The sequence below is a fragment of the Streptomyces sp. NP-1717 genome (assembly GCF_022695985.1).
Lineage (GTDB): Bacteria > Actinomycetota > Actinomycetes > Streptomycetales > Streptomycetaceae > Streptomyces.
The window spans coordinates 38,313-55,483 of record NZ_JAAPBF010000028.1 but is presented as its reverse complement, the minus strand read 5'-3'; the positions used below and the strand labels follow the sequence as shown (position 1 = coordinate 55,483).

The following is a 17,171-nucleotide window of genomic DNA, read 5'->3' as shown; positions in this document are numbered from 1 at the left end:
CACCTGGGCCAGCATCCGGTCCAGGTCGGCGGCGTCGGGCCGCGCCGCCGGCTCGCGTACCAGCAGCGCGTTCAGTACGGAGGTGAGCGGCCCGGACCGTACGGGCGGCGGGAGGGGTTCGTCCAGTACGGCGGCGAGCGTCGCCAGTGTCGTGGCGCGGCGCAGCGGGCTGACGCCCTCCACACAGATGTACAGCATCACGCCCAGCGACCACAGGTCGGACGCCGGGTCGTCGTCGTGGCCCCGGATGCGCTCCGGGGCGAAGTACTCGGGCGAGCCGACCAGTTCGCCGGTCGCCGTGAGCGAGGTCGAGCCCTGCAGGGCGGCGATCCCGAAGTCCGTGAGGACCGCGCCGCCGTCGGCGCGCAGCATGACGTTGGACGGTTTCACGTCGCGGTGCTGGATGCCGACGGCGTGGGCGGCCCGCAGCGCGGACAGCACCTGGCGGCCGATCCCGGCCGCCTCCACGGGGGTCAGGGCGCCCCGCGCGAGCCTGTCCTGGAGCGTGTCGCCGGGCAGCAGTTCCATGACGATCCACGGATGCGGCCCCACGTCGACGATGTGATGGATCGTCACCACATGCGGATGGCTGATCCTCGCCAGCGCCCGTGCCTCGCGCAGGACCCGCTCGCGCAGCACATGTCCGGTGCGGGGTGTGGCGGCGGCCGTCGCGGCGTCCGGGGACCTGACTTCCTTCAGCGCCACCTCGCGGTGGAGCACGGCGTCGCGTGCCCGCCACACCGTGCCCATACCGCCGCTGCCGAGCCGCTCCAGCAGCTCGAAACGCCCGTCGATGATCCTGTTCTCCGTGCCCCCGGTCATATGGATCAGCGTACGGGCCGACACGGGCCGGCCCGTACGCTGTTACCTCCCGGTTGCCCCGCGGTGACCCCGTGGCGTCACCCCGCGAGCGCCTTGGCGATCGCCGCCTCGAACTCCGGCACCGTCTGCGGGGCGTTGTCGCTGCCCTCCGCCGTGACCGTCTTCCCGTCCATCCGGAGCGTCGGGGTGCCCTGCACACTGCTGTTGTCGAACGTGGCGGACATCTTCATCGCCCAGGCGTCGAACGTGCCGTTCTCGACGTTCTTCTTGAACTCGGCGTTCCCCTTGAGTGCGTCCACCGAGTCGGCGATCTTGAGCAGGGCGCCGTCGTCGGCGAACTTGTCGTCGCTCTCGCTCGGGTGGTGCTGCGCCGAGTAGAGCGCGGTCTTGTACTCCGTGAACGCCTCGGGGCTCACGTCGAGCGCGGCGCCCAGCGCGGACAGCGCGTTCTTCGAGCCCTCGCCGTTGTCCGAGTTGTCGATGAACGTGGCGCCGATGTACTTGATCTTGTACTTGCCCGCGTCGACGTCCTGCTGGATCGTGGCGCCGACCTTCTGCTCGAAGGTCGCGCAGATCGGGCAGCGGGAGTCCTCGTACAGCTCCAGGGTCTTCTTCGCCTCGGGCTTGCCGATCACGACGGTCGTGCCGTTCGCGCCCGAGGTGTTCTTCGGGGCGGTGACGGACTTCACGTCCTTGGCCGCCTCCCAGTGCGAGGGCTTGTTCGCCTGGACGACGGCGAAGCCGACACCGCCGGCGATCGCGAGGATCGCGACGGTGGATCCGGCGACGACGACCTGGCGGCGGGCCCGGTCCTTCTTCGCCTGCCGCTCGCGCTCCTCGCGCAGCCGCTCGCGGGCGGCGGCCTTGTTGGCGTTGCTGTTGCGTGCGCTCATGGTGGGTCACTCCGTGTGGGGTCGAACGGGACGCGCGGGCGCGGATGCGAGCGCGCCGCCGCGCGGGGGACCGAAGGCGGCCGGAAGCGGCCGCCGACGTCGTACTCAGGCCGGGAGAAGGGCCGAGCGCGGTGGTCCCCGTCGTCCGACGGAGTGTGTGAACAGGCGTGTACGGGAGGCGCGCGGGAGGCCGGTGGGGCGCGGGAGGCGCCGTACGGTACGGCGGACCGTGCCGGCCACGGCGACCGCGACGAGCAACCGCCGGAAGGCGAATCCGGCGACCGCGCCCACCACGCGCGCCAGCGCGGCCTCGCCCCGGCGCAGCCAGAGCGCGGCGAGCAGACCGATCGCGACATGCGTGGCGAGAAGCAGCCACGGGAGCGCCGGGTCGGGGGAGCCGAGCAGGGTGGCCGCCGCGCTCTCGGGCGGGGCGACCGAGGAGACACCGGGCAGCGGGGAGCCGAAGCTGCCGCCGCACAGGACGTCGAAGCCGACGGAGCGCAGCGAGCCCGCGACGGGCCCGCCCGCGGGGCCGTAACACACGGTCTGGCCGGTGGTGAAGATCGTGTCCGCGGCCAGTTCGAGCGGGACGAGCAGGGCCGCTATGCGCCAGAAGCCCCGCTCGCGGCCCGCGAGGGCGTAGGAGACGGGGAACACGACGGCGCACAGGACGGCGACGACGGACAGCGGCAGCGGGGCCTGCGACAGGAGCACATGGGAACCGGCGGACAGCGTCACGGCCAGTGCCGTGAACAATGCCGCCCGCAGCGCCCTGAGCCGTGCCGCTGATATGTCCATCGTCGCCGAGTGTGCCACGGGAGCCTGTAAGGGGTCCTTAAGGTCCCCGTGGCCGGGGGTCGGATCAAGCCGGTCCGGCGGGGGCCGGATCGGGCGAGGTCAGTTGCCGCCGAGCCGGCCGTTGCGGAAGAGGTCCACGAAGATCTGGTGGTCCGCGCGGGCCCGCGCCCCGTAGCTGTGGGCGAACTCCACCAGCAGCTCGGGGAAGCCCTCCTCGTCGGTGGCGATCGCCGCGTCGATGGCCCGCTCCGTGGAGAAGGGCACCAGCGAGTGCCCGCTCTCGTCGTCCGCCGCGCCGTGCATCGTGGCCGTCGCCCGGCCGAGGTCGGCGACGACCGCGGCGATCTCGGCCGGGTCGTCGAGGTCCGACCAGTCGAGGTCCACCGCGTACGGGGAGACCTCGGCGACCAGCTGGCCCGCGCCGTCCAGCTCGGTCCAGCCGAGCCACGGGTCGGCGTGCGCCTGGAGCGCGCGCTGCGAGATGACCGTGCGGTGGCCCTCGTGCTGGAAGTAGCCGCGCACCCGCTCGTCTGTGATGTGCCGGGAGACGGCGGGGGTCTGCGCCTGCTTGAGATAGATCACGACGTCGTTCTCCAGGGCGTCGCTGTTGCCCTCCAGCAGGATGTTGTACGAGGGCAGGCCGGCCGAACCGATGCCGATGCCGCGCCGCCCCACCACGTCCTTCACCCGGTAGGAGTCGGGCCGGGTCAGGCTGGACTCCGGCAGGGTCTCCAGATAGCCGTCGAAGGCCGCGAGGACCTTGTAGCGGGTCGCCGCGTCCAGCTCGATCGAACCGCCGCCGGGCGCGAAGCGGCGCTCGAACTCACGGATCTCGGTCATCGAGTCGAGCAGCGCGAAGCGGGTCAGCGAGCGGGCGTCGCGCAGCGCGTCCAGGAGCGGGCCGTCGGCCGTGTCCAGCGTGAACGGCGGCACCTCGTCGTTCTTGGCGCCCGTGGCCAGCGCGTGGATCCGCTCACGGTAGGCGGCGGCGTAGATCCGGACCAGCTCGCTGATCTGCTCGTCGCTGAGGGCCTTCGTGTAGCCGATCAGCGCCAGCGAGGCGGCGAGGCGCTTGAGGTCCCAGGTGAAGGGTCCTACATAGGCCTCGTCGAAGTCGTTGACGTTGAAGATCAGCCGGCCGTTCGCGTCCATGTACGTGCCGAAGTTCTCGGCGTGGAGATCACCGTGGATCCAGACCCGGCCGGTGCGCTCGTCCAGATACGGCCCGCCGTGCTGCTCCCGCTCCAGGTCGCTGTAGAACAGGCAGGCGGTGCCTCGGTAGAAGGCGAAGGCGGAGGCGGCCATCTTGCGGAATTTGACCTGGAAGGCCGCCGGGTCGGCGGCGAGCAACTCGCCGAAGGCGGTGCCGAACACGGCGAGGATCTCCTCCCCTCGCTGCTGGTCAGCGGCTTCGACCGGGCGCGGGACCGACATGGGTGGTGCCTCCTGGGGCATGACGGAAAGGGCGGACGGACTGACACGCCACCCACCGGGGGCCGACGGCGCCGTCAGTACTCGCAACGCACGAACGTACCGGTGCGTGCCCGTCCCGCGCTCGTCGACCGGCAGGTTCGTACACCCCGGACCGGGGTGGCCGGGACACCTCCGGACCTCGCTCCGATTGTCGGTGGGCGGTCGTAGACTTCGACGCTGTCCCCCCCAGGGCACCCCTCGCTCGTCCGCTCGTTTCGCTGGAGGCCTCAGCCGTGACCAAGCCGCCGTTCACGCACCTGCATGTCCACACCCAGTACTCGCTGCTGGACGGTGCGGCGCGGTTGGGGGACATGTTCAAGGCGTGCAATGAGATGGGGATGTCCCATATCGCGATGACGGACCATGGGAATCTGCATGGTGCGTACGACTTCTTCCACCAGGCGAAGAAGGCGGACGTGACGCCGATCATCGGTATCGAGGCGTACGTGGCGCCGGAGTCGCGGCGCAACAAGCGGAAGGTCCAGTGGGGGCAGCCGCACCAGAAGCGTGACGACGTCTCGGGTTCGGGCGGTTACACGCACAAGACGATCTGGGCGGCGAACAAGACGGGGCTGCACAACCTGTTCCGGCTGTCGTCGGACGCGTACGCGGAGGGGTGGCTCACGAAGTGGCCGCGGATGGACCGGGAGACGATCGCGAAGTGGTCGGAGGGTCTGATCGCGTCGACGGGGTGCCCGTCGGGTGAGCTGCAGACGCGGCTGCGGCTGGGCCAGTTCGACGAGGCGATGCAGGCGGCCTCTGACTACCAGGACATCTTCGGCAAGGACCGTTATTTCCTGGAGCTGATGGACCACGGGATCGAGATCGAGCGCCGGGTGCGGGACGGTCTGCTGGAGGTGGGGAAGAAGCTGGGCATCCCGCCGCTGGTGACGAACGACTCGCACTACACGTACGCGAACGAGGCGACGGCGCACGACGCGCTGCTCTGTATCCAGACGGGCAAGAATCTTTCCGATCCCGACCGGTTCCGGTTCGACGGCACGGGTTATTACCTGAAGTCGACGGACGAGATGTACGCGGTCGATTCGTCGGACGCGTGGCAGGAGGGGTGCGCGAACACCCTTCTGGTCGCCCAGCAGATCGATACGGAGGGCTGGTTCCAGGAGCGGAACCTGATGCCGAAGTTCGACATCCCCGACGGCTTCACCGAGGTCACCTGGTTCCGCGAGGAGACCATGCGGGGAATGGCCAGGCGTTTCCCGAACGGCATCCCGGAAGACCGTCTCAAGCAGGTCGAGTACGAGATGGGCATCATCATCGACATGGGGTTCCCGGGATACTTCCTGGTCGTCGCGGACTTCATCATGTGGGCCAAGAACAACGGCATCGCAGTCGGCCCCGGCCGGGGGTCCGCGGCCGGCTCGATCGTCTCGTACGCGATGGGCATCACCGACCTCGACCCCATCGAACACGGCCTGATCTTCGAGCGGTTCCTCAACCCCGAGCGCATCTCCATGCCGGACGTCGACATCGACTTCGACGAGCGCCGGCGCGGTGAGGTCATCCGGTACGTGACCGAGAAGTACGGCGCCGACAAGGTCGCCATGATCGGCACCTACGGAAAGATCAAGGCGAAGAACGCCATCAAGGACTCGGCGCGGGTGCTCGGTTACCCGTACGCGATGGGTGACCGGCTCACCAAGGCGATGCCGGCCGACGTCCTCGGCAAGGGCATCGACCTCAACGGCATCACCGACCCCAAGCACCCGCGCTACAGCGAGGCGGGCGAGATCCGGGGGATGTACGAGAACGAAGCGGACGTGAAGAAGGTCATCGACACCGCGAAGGGTGTCGAGGGCCTGGTGCGGCAGATGGGTGTGCACGCGGCCGGCGTGATCATGTCCAGCGAGACGATCACCGACCATGTGCCGGTCTGGGTCAGGCACACCGACGGCGTCACCATCACGCAGTGGGACTATCCGCAGTGCGAGTCGCTCGGCCTGCTGAAGATGGACTTCCTGGGTCTGCGGAATCTCACCATCATGGACGACGCCGTCAAGATGGTGAAGGCCAACAAGGGCATCGACCTGGAGATGCTGTCCCTGCCGCTGGACGACCCGAAGACGTACGAACTGCTCTGCCGGGGTGACACGCTCGGCGTCTTCCAGTTCGACGGCGGCCCGATGCGTTCGCTGCTGCGCCTGATGAAGCCCGACAACTTCGAGGACATCTCCGCCGTGTCGGCCCTGTACCGGCCGGGCCCGATGGGCATGAACTCGCACACGAACTACGCGCTGCGCAAGAACGGGCAGCAGGAGATCACGCCGATCCACCCGGAGCTGGAGGAGCCTCTCAAGGAGGTCCTCGGTCTCACCCACGGCCTGATCGTGTACCAGGAGCAGGTGCAGAAGGCCGCGCAGATCATCGCCGGTTACTCACTCGGCGAGGCGGACATCCTCCGCCGCGTGATGGGCAAGAAGAAGGCCGACGAACTGGCGAAGAACTTCGTCCTGTTCCAGGCCGGTGCCAAGAAGAACAACTACTCGGACGAGGCCATCAAGGCGCTGTGGGACGTGCTGGTCCCGTTCGCCGGATACGCGTTCAACAAGGCGCACTCCTCCGCGTACGGTCTCGTCACCTACTGGACCGCCTACCTCAAGGCGAACTACCCCGCCGAGTACATGGCGGCGCTGCTGACCTCGGTGAAGGACGACAAGGACAAGTCGGCGGTCTACCTCAACGAGTGCCGTCGTATGGGCATCAAGGTGCTGCCGCCGAACGTGAACGAGTCGGTGGCGAATTTCGCGGCGCAGGGCGACGACGTGATCCTGTTCGGGCTGACGGCGGTGCGCAACGTCGGTACGAACGTGGTGGATTCGATCATCCGGTCGCGCAAGGCGAAGGGGAAGTACGCCACGTTCCCCGACTTCCTCGACAAGGTCGAGGCGGTCGTCTGCAACAAGCGCACCGTCGAATCGCTCATCAAGGCGGGCGCGTTCGACGAGATGGGCCACACGCGCAAGGGGCTGGTCGCCCACCACGAGCCGATGATCGACAACGTGGTGCAGGTCAAGCGCAAGGAGGCGGAGGGGCAGTTCGACCTCTTCGGCGGCATGGGCGACGGTGACGACGCCTCCTCCGAGCCGGGCTTCGGGCTCGACGTGGAATTCTCCGACATCGAGTGGGACAAGTCGTATCTGCTCGCGCAGGAGCGGGAGATGCTCGGTCTCTACGTCTCCGACCACCCTCTCTTCGGTATCGAGCACGTGCTCTCCGACAAGTCGGACGCGGCGATCTCCCAGCTCACCGGCGGTGAGCACGCGGACGGCGCGGTGGTGACGATCGGCGGCATCATCTCCGGGCTCCAGAGGAAGATGACCAAGCAGGGCAACGCGTGGGCGATCGCCACCGTGGAGGACCTGGCGGGCTCGATCGAGTGCATGTTCTTCCCCGCGACGTACCAGCTGGTCTCCACCCAACTGGTCGAGGACACCGTCGTCTTCGTCAAGGGCCGTCTCGACAAGCGCGAGGACATCCCGCGCCTCGTCGCGATGGAACTCCAGGTCCCCGACCTGTCGTCCGCCGGGACCAACGCGCCGGTCACCATCACCATCCCGACCGTGAAGCTCACCCCGCCCATGGTCAGCAGGCTCGGTGAGATCCTCAGCCACCACCGGGGCAACTCCGAGGTACGGATCAAACTCCAGGGCGCGCGCAAGACCACGGTCCTGCGGCTCGACCGGCACCGGGTCCAGCCCGACCCGGCGCTCTTCGGCGACTTGAAGGTGCTGCTCGGGCCGTCCTGCCTGGCCGGATAGCCGGCGGGCACCGGCACGGACCAACGGATCGGCACAGACCAGAGGGGCACACCCGGGAGACCGGGCGTGCCCCTCTCGTCATGTGCGGCCGGCCGCGTCAGTTGTGGCCGAAACGCTTCTCACGCCCCTTGTGAGGGACGTCCGACGGCGTGACCCGCTCCTGTATCTGCTCGGCCTTGGCGTCCGTGGAGGAGGACGAGGAGTGCTCCGGGCGGTGCTCGGCGCCCGAACGGTCCTGCTGCTTGCCGCGGTCACGGTTCTTGTTCTTGGCCATGGTGCTGCCTCCTGAAGGATGTTGGGGCCAGGGCCGCGACCAGATTCACATATGCCGTGACTCACCGCATTTTGGATCATCGCTGTGTGTAACGGACCATAGTTACGCCCTTCCTGGGGGTAGCCCTGAGGGGTACGCCACGCCGATGATCCAGTTCCGGCCGTTAAGCCTGTTGCGGTCGGGCAGACTCGAAGGAAACCCGTCATGACTTCCGATCCCGACGTTCCCGAAAGAGGGTGGAACACGTGGACCGCTGCGTCGTCCTGGTGGACGCCGGTTATCTGCTGGGCGCCGCCGCGAGCCTCCTCGCCGGAGAACCGGCCCGCTCACGCATCACCGTCGACCACGCCGCCCTCATCCAGGGTCTCCGGGAACGCGCCGAGGCCGACACGGAGCAGCCGCTGCTCCGTATCTACTGGTTCGACGGTGCCCCCGACCGGGTGCCGCAGCCCGAACACCGGCGGCTGCGCGTCATGTCACGTGTCACCGTCCGGCTCGGCGCCCTGACCCGGAGCGACGGGCGCTGGGCGCAGAAGGGCGTCGACGCGGCGATGCACGCCGAACTCACGGAGCTGGCCAGGAACCGCGCCTGCTCGGACGTGGTCCTGGTGACCGGTGACGGCGATCTGCTGCCCGGCCTGATGTCCGCCAAGGAACACGGCGTCGCCGTGCATCTGTGGGCGGTGCAGGCGGCGGACGGCGACTACAACCAGTCCGAGGACCTGGTGGCCGAGGCCGACGAACGCCGGGTGCTCGACCGGGCCTGGATCACCAAGGCCGTACGCGCCAAGGACTTCGGCGGAGTCTGCGCGCCGCCGCCGGTGCCCCGGCCCGAGATCGCGGCCATCCTCTCCGCGCCGCTGCCCGAGTCGGCGCTCGCCGCGTCCGCCGAGCGGGCGGCCGAGGCACAGGCCACGTCCGCGCGCAACGGGACGGCGCCGCCCGCCCCCGAGCACGCGCCGGGGCACGAGCACGGTCCCGAGGTGGCGCATCCCGCGCCGCCCGGCGGCAAGGGTGTCCCCACCCCCAAGGATCTGGCCGCCCTGCGCGCGCCCGGACCGCAAGCGGCGCCCTCGTCCCCGCCGGCGAACGCGACGCTGCGCTGGTCCTCCGACCGGGGCTGGGTCGAGCGTACGGGCGGCGGCCAGCTCGGGGAGTCGCCGGAGACGGCGTCACTGCCCACGCTCGCGCAGCTCACCAGCGCCGAGCAGCGCTGGGCGGACCGTGAGGAGGACATCACGACGGTCGGCGGCGACCCCTTCGAGGTCGGCCAGGTCTTCGCCCGGCGGTGGATGGAGCGGCTGCCCGAGGCGAGCTATGTGCAGAAGCTGTCGACGATGTATCCGCGGATCCCGCACCGGATCGACGGCGAGGTGCTGAGGTACGCGGCCCGCTTCGGACTGCTGGCGCACAAGGACGACCAGATCGACGAGCACGACCGGTACGCGATCAGGGCGGGCTTCTGGCGCGAGATCGACGTGCGGGCGGCGGCGGACCGCCCGTCCACGACGGATTAGGTCCTGCGGGCCGGACCAGGCTGGGCCGGTCCTGGCCGGCCCTGGCGGAGCCGTGCCGCGACCGGTGACGGTCGTGGCCCCTGGGGCTGTCCTGGGCCCCCGGAGGGTTCCGGGCGGGCCGACCCCGTAGGCTCGTCGCTTGTGAGTACGGTGTGCGCGGTGCGGGAACTGGTCAAGACGTACCCCGCCGCGCGCGGCAGGCGTGGAGCCCCGGCCACACCCGAGGTGCGTGCCACCGACGGCATCTCCCTGGACGTCCGGCGCGGTGAGATCTTCGGCCTGCTCGGGCCCAACGGTGCGGGCAAGTCCACTCTCGTACGCCAGCTCACCGGACTGATGCGGCCCGACTCCGGCAGCGTCGACGTCCTCGGACACGATCTGGTCCGGCACCCCGAGCGCGCCTCCCGGCTCATCGGCTATCTGGGCCAGGAGTCCACCGCGCTCGACGAGTTGACGGTCGGCCTCGCCGCCGAGACCACGGGCCGGCTGCGCGGGCTCGGCCTGCGCGAGGCGCGCGCGGAGCGCGACGCCGTCCTCGACGAACTCGGTCTCGCGGAGCTCGCCGGCCGTCCTCTGAAGAAGCTCTCCGGCGGCCAGCGGCGGATGGCCTGCTTCGCGGCCACGCTGGTGGGGGAGCGGCCCGTACTCGTCCTGGACGAGCCCACCACCGGCATGGACCCGGTCGCCAGGCGCGCCGTCTGGGCGGCGGTGGACCGGCGCCGGGCCGACCGCGGGACGACGGTGCTGCTCGTCACCCACAACGTCATCGAGGCTGAGACGGTCCTCGACCGGGTCGCCGTGCTGGACCGGGGCAAGGTCATCGCCTGCGACACCCCGTCCGGCCTGAAGGAGCAGGTCGCCGGCGAAGTCCGGCTGGAACTCGTCTGGCGCGAACGCGCCCCGCTCGACGTCCCGGAGGTCGCCGCGCTGCGCGGATCCGCGCAGGAGTCGGGCCGCCGGTGGGTACTGCGGCTGGCCCCCGACGAGGCGCGCGCGGCCGTCGCGGCGGTGACGGGCGGAGCGGCCTTCGCCGCACTGGACGACTTCACGCTGGCCACGCCGAGCCTGGAGGACGTCTACCTGGCGCTCGGCGGGCAGGTGCCGGGGCTGGTGAAGGCGTGACCGCCGCCGTGGCCGCGTGCGGGCCCGTGGCGGCCCACTTCGGCTTTACGGCTCCGAGGCCCGGCCCGCTCGCCCCCGGGGCCCGCGCCGCCGCCCCGGCGCGGGCAGTGGGGCCGTCTCCCGGGGGATGCACGGCTGCCGGGTGCCGCGCGGTTGCCCCCGCCGATGCCGGTTTTCGCGCTCGCGCCGGTGTCGTCGGGGCTGCCGTCGTAGCTGCGTCCGGCGGCGATGGCGCTCGCGTCGGCGTTGTGGTGTCTGTCGTCGTTGCCGTGCCGGCTCGTGCCGGGGTCGTTGAGCCGTGTCGCGCGGTTGCGCCTGTCGGTTCCGGTCCTGCGGCTCACGCCGCCGTCCCGGCGCCCGTCGTGGCTGCGCGGGCTTGTACGGGTGTCGTTGAGCCGCGTCGCGTTGCCGCGTCCGTCGGCGACGGTGTCCGCGCTCGTGCCGGGGTCGTTGAGCCGTGTCGCGCGGTTGCGGCCGTCGGTTCCGGTCTTGCGGCTCACGCCGCCGTCCCGGCGCCCGTCGTGGCCCTGTGGGCGCGCGCCGGTGTCGTTGAACCGCGTCGCGTTGCCGCGCCCCTCCGGGGTGGTCTTCCCGCTGGCGTCGGTGCCGGTGAGAGTCCTGTGCCCAGGGGGAGTTCGGCGCGTTCGGGGTGTATGACACGCTGGTCCCGGTTGGCGTCGTACCCGATGGGCCGCGCCCGCATCCGTCCGTACGCACCGAACAGGAGCAGCGCCAGGTGAGCATCGTGCCCGCGGAGGCCGTCTCCGGGAAGAGCCGGACGGTCCCGGACACCCGTGCCGTGACGGACCGAGCCGACGGGGTGCCGGCGCCGCTGGCCACCCGTGCGCGGCTGCTGCCGTCGCTCGCCGCCGTGTACCGCGCGCAGTTGTCGCGGGCCAGGGTCGCCCGGATCCCGCTGCTGTTCGTCGCGACCTTCCAGTCCGTCGGGATCATGATCCTGATGCGCGGTGTCGTGGACGGCGGCGCCGAGGCGCGGGCCGTGGTGGCCGGGTCCAGTGTGCTCGTCGTGGCCTTCGTCGCGCTCAATCTGCTCGCGCAGTACTTCGGCCAGCTCCGGGCGACCGGCGGCCTCGACCACTACGCGACGCTGCCCGTGCCGCCCGCCGCCGTGGTGCTGGGCGCGGCGGGCGCGTACGCCTCGTTCACCGTGCCGGGCACGGCCGTGACCGCCGTGACCGGCAGTCTGCTCTTCGATCTGCCGCTCACCCACCTCTGGGTGCTGGTCGCCGTGATCCCGCTCTCCGGCGCCGCGCTCGCCGGTCTCGGCGCGGCGCTGGGGCTGCTCGCCCCGCGCCAGGAGCTGGCCACGCTGCTCGGCCAGCTCGGCATGTCCGCCGCGCTGCTGCTGGGCGTCCTGCCGGCCGACCGGCTTCCGGGACCGATCACGTACGCCCGGGACCTGCTGCCGTCCACCTACGGCGTGGAGGCCCTGGCCCGCAGCTTCGACAGGCACCCCGACTGGCCGACCGTCGCCCTCGACCTCGCGGTCTGCGCGGCCGTCGGTGTCGTCTCGCTGGCCGTGGCGACGTGGGCGTACCGGCGTGCGGCGGTCCGATGAGGCACGGCCGTTCCCGGCCTGGCACGATGGCGGGGTGACAGCACCTCTGACGCCGCCCCACCAGCCGCCGAACGAAGACCCCTGGCAGACACCGCAGGGCGCGGGATCGACCGCGGCCCACGCCGCCGAGGCGGCGGACGGTACCGACACCAGGACCGAGGTGAGGCAGGCGGCCGTCGTGACGGTCGCCGTGGCCCTCTCCGGTGTCCTGCTCGGACTGCTCTGGCTCTGGCTGTCGCCCCGGGTGCCGCTCGTCGCCGGTGACTCGGCCGTCTTCCTGAAGGACACGGAGGGCGAGGAGGCGATCGGCGCCGACGGCACGTTCGTTCTGCTGGCCCTGGGATTCGGCGCCGTCAGCGCCCTCCTGGTCTTCCTGTTCCGCCGGCGCGGCGGCGTCCCGCTCGTCGTCGGGCTGGCGCTGGGCGGACTGCTCGCGTCGGGGCTGGCCTGGCTGGTCGGCTGGGGGCTGGGCCCGGACGACGTGGTGACGCAGGCGCGCGCGGTGGGGCAGGGCGCGACGTTCGACGCCCCGCTGGAGCTGAACGCGCGCGGCGCGCTGCTGGCGTGGCCGGTGGCGGCGATGCTCGTGCACCTGGCCCTGACGGCGCTGTTCGCGCCCCGCGATCCGGAGCCGGAATGGGTGCCGTTCGGGGCGCCCTACCTGCCCGCCGACCGTCAGGACGGGCCTGAAGAGAGGCGCTGACGGCAGCGGGGCGTCCCTCGGGCGCGGCCCGGTATCAGGCCCGTGCGATCGGGGCCAGCGTCGCCGACGTCAGCGCGGCCAGGTCCGACGGGGACAGCTCGACCTCCAGGCCGCGGCGGCCCGCCGAGACGCAGACCGTCGGGTGGGCCGCCGCCGAGGAGTCGAGCACCGTACGGAGCCGCTTGCGCTGGCCCAGCGGCGAGATGCCGCCCCGTACGTAGCCGGTGGTGCGCTCCGCCGCCGCCGGGTCCGCCATCGTCGCCCGCTTGCCGCCCACGGCGGCGGCCAGCGCCTTCAGATCCAGCGAGCCGGAGACCGGGACGACCGCCACGGTCAGTTCGCCGTCGACGTCGGCGACCAGCGTCTTGAACACCCGGTCCGCCGACACCCCCAGCGCCCGCGCCGCCTCCTCGCCGTACGAGGGCGCCGCCGGGTCGTGCTCGTACGCGTGCACCGTGAACTCGGCCTTCGCCGCCGTCAGCGCGACCGTCGCCGGTGTGCCGCCCGCGGCCTTCTTCGCCTGCTTCTTCGCCAAGGGACGTGTTCCTCGTGTCGGTCGAGTGGCCGGGCGGGACTTCCCGGACACGCCCTAGTTGGGGCTCGTGGGCTTCAGCGTGAGGTCCACCGCCGGCAGCGACGGCAGATGCCGGATCACCGCCGTCTCGGCCCGCAGGAGCTTCAGCTCCTCCCGCAGGCGCGTCACGGTGTCCGGTGCCTCCAGCAGCCGCTGTTTCGCCGAGATGTCCAGGACGGCCGCCGCCGCCACCAGGTACGAGACCACGGACGGTTCGTCGGGCAGGTTGTCGCTGGTCGACAGCGACCGCTCACGCGCGCCCGCCAGCCGTTTCTGGTAGCCGCGGAAGGCCCGCAGGACGACCTCGGCGAGTGATCCCGCGCCCTCGCCCGAGTCCTCCGCCAGGTCCTCGACCTCGGCGGTCAGATAGGGCCCGCCGGTGTCGACGGAGAGCAGCCGGACCCGGCTGGTGCCGGTGACCAGTACCTCGAAGCTGCCGTCCGTGCGTTCGCGGACGGTGGTCGCGTCGGCCACGCAGCCCACCTCGTGGAAGGACTTGAGCGGCTCGGGACCGAAGCCCGCCGAAGGCCCGCGTTCCCGCAGGGCCGTGGGGTCGGGCATGCCGGAGGCGGTCGGCGCGACCTCGTGTCCGTCGCGGATGGCGACCACGACGAAGCGTCGCGGTTCGGACTCGTCGGTCTTGAGCAGCTCGCGCATCATGGCGCGATACCGCTCCTCGAAGATGTTCAGGGGCATCACGAGGCCCGGGAACAGCACCGCGTTCAGCGGGAACAGAGGGAGATGTGCGGTGGTCACAACGCTCAAGCGTAATGGCCGCGCGGACGCCCTCCGTCTGTCCGGTTCCACAAGGGCATCCCGGAGGCCACCTGGAGGCGTACGCCGTCGCGTGTCTCCAGGAACTGGCCCAGCGGATCGTCGGTCAGCGACGTCCACGGGAAGGACGTCGCGTACGGGCCGATGAGCCGGAACTGCTCCAGCGCCTCGTCCCACCGATGCCGTCCCACCAGCACGTACGCCAGCAGGTTCCGTACCTCCGCCGGCCACGGGTCGCCCACCCCGTACACGGAGGAGAGCCGGATCGCCTCGTCGCACGCGGCGTCGACGCGCTCCGCCGTCACGGAGGTGACATCGCCGCCCAGCATCCGGCTGAAGGCCGCCCGCATCGGAAGTGCCTTCACGAGCGAGCCCGGCAGCGCGTCCTCGGCGGCCCGTTCGGCGAAGTCGAAGCACTCCTGGTGCGAGCCGTGCCACTGGGCCGACAGGTACTGCAGGGCCGCGACATGGCAGCCGTAGTGGTGCGAGGAGCGGCGCACCGCCTCGCCCCACAGCGTCTCGAACGCCTGATGGCCCGCGTGCGTGCCGCGCGCGTGGTCCAGGGCTATCCGCCACGGCACCGGGTCGCGCGGGTCCGTCTCGGCCGCCGCTCCGATCAACGGGCCCATCTCACGGAGCAGTTCGGTACGGGCGGGGGACTCCCAGGCCCTGCGTACCCCCAGCTCGGCCTTGACGACCAGCGCGTCCGGGTCGTGCGGGGACGCGGCGAGCCAGCGGCCGAGCCAGGCGTCGCGGTTGTGGGCGAAGGCGGCGAGCCGCATCACGTAGCGGTCGCGGTTCTCCCACTCGGCTGATTCGCGTGTGGTCGCCAGCAGCTTCGCCGCGTGCTCGTACTCGCCGAGCGCGGCGGTGACGAGCGCGGGGGCGAGCCGGTCGTCGGGGGCGTCGAGCAGTACCGCGTCGTCCGGCGGGAGCCCGTCGGCGAGCCGCGGAGTGTGCCGGAGCATGCGCGCGGTGCTGATCAGGGCGCGAATCAATGACATGGTGCGGCCCATTGAAAACCGCAGGTCGCAGGGGCGCCAGAGGGCATATGTGAAGCTTTTGTGGTGGGTGAAAGGTTGTCTCGGGGTGGGTCAAGGGAGGGCAAAGAAAGCGGGTCGGAGGTGGTGTCAGCCGCGACGCAGGAGGCGTGAGGCACCTGCTGCGACGGTTGTGGCGAGAATCCAGCCGAGCAGCACCATCGCCGCCGCCAGCCACTGCCAGCCGCCCTCCGTCCGCCAGTGCCCGTCCTGGCCGAGATTGATCACCGGGATCAGCAGATCCAGCACGTACAGCGCCGGATTCCACACCGGGTGCTCCTCGCCCTTGAGCGGTTCCGGCGCGTGCCGGGCGAAGGCGAACGTGCCCCCCGCCCACAGCATGGCCATCCACAGCGCGGCCCGGCCCGGCCGGTAGCCGTACGCCACCGTCCAGTCCTGGATGTAGCCCCATGTCTTCGCCGCCAGCGGCAGCGTCTCGCGCCGCCTGCGCTGCTTGGCCAGCAGCACCTCGCGGGCGTCCGCGTCCTCGCCGCTGTTGCGCATCACCTGCGCCAGGCGCTCGTACGGCTCCGGTGAGTACTCCGGCGTCGCCGAGTCCAGCCACTCCAGCCGCCGGGTCAGCGGGAAATGCCCGGACGGCACCACGTTCTCGTAGGAGAAGCCGCCCATGGCCAGACCGCCGGGGCCCGGCCAGCTCGTGGACAGGTCCATCAGCGTCGTGATCTTCGCGCCGTTCAGCACGACCCGGCCCTCCAGGGGCTTCTCGCACTGGAACCGCAGCTCCGTCGCGGTGATCCGGCGCAGCGACACTTCCTCGCCCGCCGCCATCAGGAAGCGGGCCTGATGGAAGTCGATCGTGTCGCCGAACCGCCCGTCGTCCAGCCGGACCCCGCCGTAGCACTCGAAGCGCCGGATCTCGGTGCCCGCCGGCAGCCGCGCGGTGTTGCCCGTGTAGACCGTGCCGTACGGGGGCGTGGAGTTGGAGTGGCCCGTCGCGATGCTCACGACCGCGCCCGTCATGTACAGCGAGCGCTCCACCGTGAGCTGCGGCGCGTTGAGCGCGCGGCGCTCGCCCGCCGCGCGCAGCCGGCTCCCGCGCAGCATCAGCGAGCCGCCCACCTTCGAGCCGCGCAGGCTGAACTCCCCGTGCGTCTCAATCTGTTCGGCCTGGAGATCCTGCCCCACCGACATCCCGTCCGCGGCGATCGACCGGCTGTTGCTGTCGGGCCGCACGGATATCTGGCTGATCAGCAGGTCCGTGCCGATCTGCGCGTCGGTCAGCCGGATACCGCGGGCCACCTGGCAGCGCGGCAGATGCAGATCACCCTCGGTGCGCAGCCGGGCGGCCTCCATGCGCGGGATCACACAGCCCACCAGCCGCAGCGTCGTGAAGTGGCACTCCGGCAGCACCAGCTCGCGCTCGAAGCGGCAGTACGTCAGCTCCACGTACGGTTCGACGTTGCCACCCGCGAGATCCAGCGACCCGCTGATGTACGCCCCGCGCAGCTTCAGGGCGGCGACCCGCCCCGGCCGCGCGGAGGGCCCGCTGAGCAGCAGCAGCGCGATCACGCGGGCGCGCACGCTCCGGTGCTCGCCCCAAGGACCGGCCGCCGCCGGATCGTTGAGCAGCGGACTCGGCACGCTCAGGTCGTAGGTGCTGCCGTTCCGGAAGGCCTGCCACATGCCGAGTTCTGTGGCCGAGAGCCAGTCCGGGGCTTCGTCGTCGTGCGGCTCGGACACTGCCGCGCCTCGCTTCCCCGTTTGCCGTGCCGTGCTGCGCGCCGCACCTCTGACGGGTGCCGTGTCGCGTGCCTGTCGCCGTCCGCGTCCCCGTGTGACTCCCGAGCAGCCGTCGCCGGGCG

The 17,171-nt window shown here is 71.1% G+C and carries 15 protein-coding genes; 5 read left to right on the top strand and 10 right to left on the bottom strand.

Annotated elements, in window-relative coordinates; all coding sequences use genetic code 11:
• From GXP76_RS09200 to GXP76_RS09185, 4 genes are all read right to left on the bottom strand, one after another.
• Positions 1 to 822, bottom strand: an 822-nt coding sequence (locus GXP76_RS09200; RefSeq protein ID WP_242570944.1) for a serine/threonine-protein kinase, incomplete at its 3' end; no start/stop codon positions are given.
• Between the two features lie 77 nt (positions 823 to 899).
• Positions 900 to 1,715, bottom strand: coding sequence for a DsbA family protein (locus GXP76_RS09195; RefSeq protein ID WP_242570943.1), 816 nt, complete (start codon positions 1,713 to 1,715; stop codon positions 900 to 902).
• 105 nt (positions 1,716 to 1,820) lie between these two features.
• The gene (locus GXP76_RS09190; protein WP_242570942.1) at positions 1,821 to 2,513 is read right to left on the bottom strand and encodes a hypothetical protein; all 693 of its coding nucleotides are present in this window, start codon (positions 2,511 to 2,513) and stop codon (positions 1,821 to 1,823) included.
• Between the two features lie 99 nt (positions 2,514 to 2,612).
• Positions 2,613 to 3,947: a DUF2252 domain-containing protein gene (locus tag GXP76_RS09185; RefSeq protein WP_242570941.1), complete on the bottom strand. Its 1,335-nt coding sequence runs from the start codon at positions 3,945 to 3,947 to the stop codon at positions 2,613 to 2,615.
• Between the two features lie 272 nt (positions 3,948 to 4,219).
• On the opposite strand from GXP76_RS09185, the gene dnaE reads away from it, so the two are divergent.
• Positions 4,220 to 7,765 (top strand): DNA polymerase III subunit alpha, encoded by a 3,546-nt coding sequence (gene dnaE, locus GXP76_RS09180; RefSeq protein ID WP_242570940.1) that lies wholly within the window; start codon positions 4,220 to 4,222, stop codon positions 7,763 to 7,765.
• 97 nt (positions 7,766 to 7,862) lie between these two features.
• Here dnaE and GXP76_RS09175 read toward each other — a convergent pair whose 3' ends face one another.
• Complete coding sequence (locus tag GXP76_RS09175) at positions 7,863 to 8,039, bottom strand: hypothetical protein (protein WP_242570939.1); 177 nt, start codon at positions 8,037 to 8,039, stop codon at positions 7,863 to 7,865.
• 236 nt (positions 8,040 to 8,275) lie between these two features.
• Here GXP76_RS09175 and GXP76_RS09170 point away from each other — a divergent pair, with 236 nt between their 5' ends.
• On the top strand, positions 8,276 to 9,556 hold the full coding sequence (locus tag GXP76_RS09170; RefSeq protein WP_242570938.1) for an NYN domain-containing protein: 1,281 nt from the start codon (positions 8,276 to 8,278) through the stop codon (positions 9,554 to 9,556).
• Positions 9,557 to 9,706: 150 nt separating this feature from the next.
• Complete coding sequence (locus GXP76_RS09165; protein WP_242570947.1) at positions 9,707 to 10,678, top strand: ABC transporter ATP-binding protein; 972 nt, start codon at positions 9,707 to 9,709, stop codon at positions 10,676 to 10,678.
• On the opposite strand, the gene GXP76_RS09160 is transcribed toward GXP76_RS09165, so the two are convergent.
• On the bottom strand, positions 10,633 to 11,178 hold the full coding sequence (locus tag GXP76_RS09160; RefSeq protein ID WP_242570937.1) for a hypothetical protein: 546 nt from the start codon (positions 11,176 to 11,178) through the stop codon (positions 10,633 to 10,635). The two genes, GXP76_RS09165 and GXP76_RS09160, sit on opposite strands and share 46 nt — an antisense overlap.
• 236 nt (positions 11,179 to 11,414) lie before the next feature.
• On the opposite strand from GXP76_RS09160, the gene GXP76_RS09155 reads away from it, so the two are divergent.
• A complete protein-coding gene (locus GXP76_RS09155; protein WP_242570936.1) occupies positions 11,415 to 12,257 on the top strand; it encodes an ABC transporter permease in 843 nt (280 codons plus the stop codon).
• 34 nt (positions 12,258 to 12,291) lie between these two features.
• Positions 12,292 to 12,960, top strand: a complete 669-nt coding sequence (locus GXP76_RS09150) for a DUF2567 domain-containing protein (RefSeq protein ID WP_242570935.1) — start codon at positions 12,292 to 12,294, stop codon at positions 12,958 to 12,960.
• Between the two features lie 34 nt (positions 12,961 to 12,994).
• Here the strand turns inward: GXP76_RS09150 and ybaK are convergent, their stop codons facing one another.
• The 4 genes from ybaK to GXP76_RS09130 all read right to left on the bottom strand — a co-directional run bounded on the left by ybaK (position 12,995) and on the right by GXP76_RS09130 (position 17,049).
• Complete coding sequence (ybaK, locus tag GXP76_RS09145; RefSeq protein WP_242570934.1) at positions 12,995 to 13,495, bottom strand: Cys-tRNA(Pro) deacylase; 501 nt, start codon at positions 13,493 to 13,495, stop codon at positions 12,995 to 12,997.
• Positions 13,496 to 13,549: 54 nt separating this feature from the next.
• Positions 13,550 to 14,290: an LON peptidase substrate-binding domain-containing protein gene (locus tag GXP76_RS09140; protein WP_242570933.1), complete on the bottom strand. Its 741-nt coding sequence runs from the start codon at positions 14,288 to 14,290 to the stop codon at positions 13,550 to 13,552.
• 5 nt (positions 14,291 to 14,295) lie between these two features.
• Complete coding sequence (locus tag GXP76_RS09135; protein WP_374360310.1) at positions 14,296 to 15,312, bottom strand: hypothetical protein; 1,017 nt, start codon at positions 15,310 to 15,312, stop codon at positions 14,296 to 14,298.
• A 126-nt stretch (positions 15,313 to 15,438) separates the two neighbouring features.
• Positions 15,439 to 17,049, bottom strand: a complete 1,611-nt coding sequence (locus GXP76_RS09130) for an oxidoreductase (RefSeq protein WP_242570931.1) — start codon at positions 17,047 to 17,049, stop codon at positions 15,439 to 15,441.
• Positions 17,050 to 17,171 lie beyond the last annotated feature (122 nt).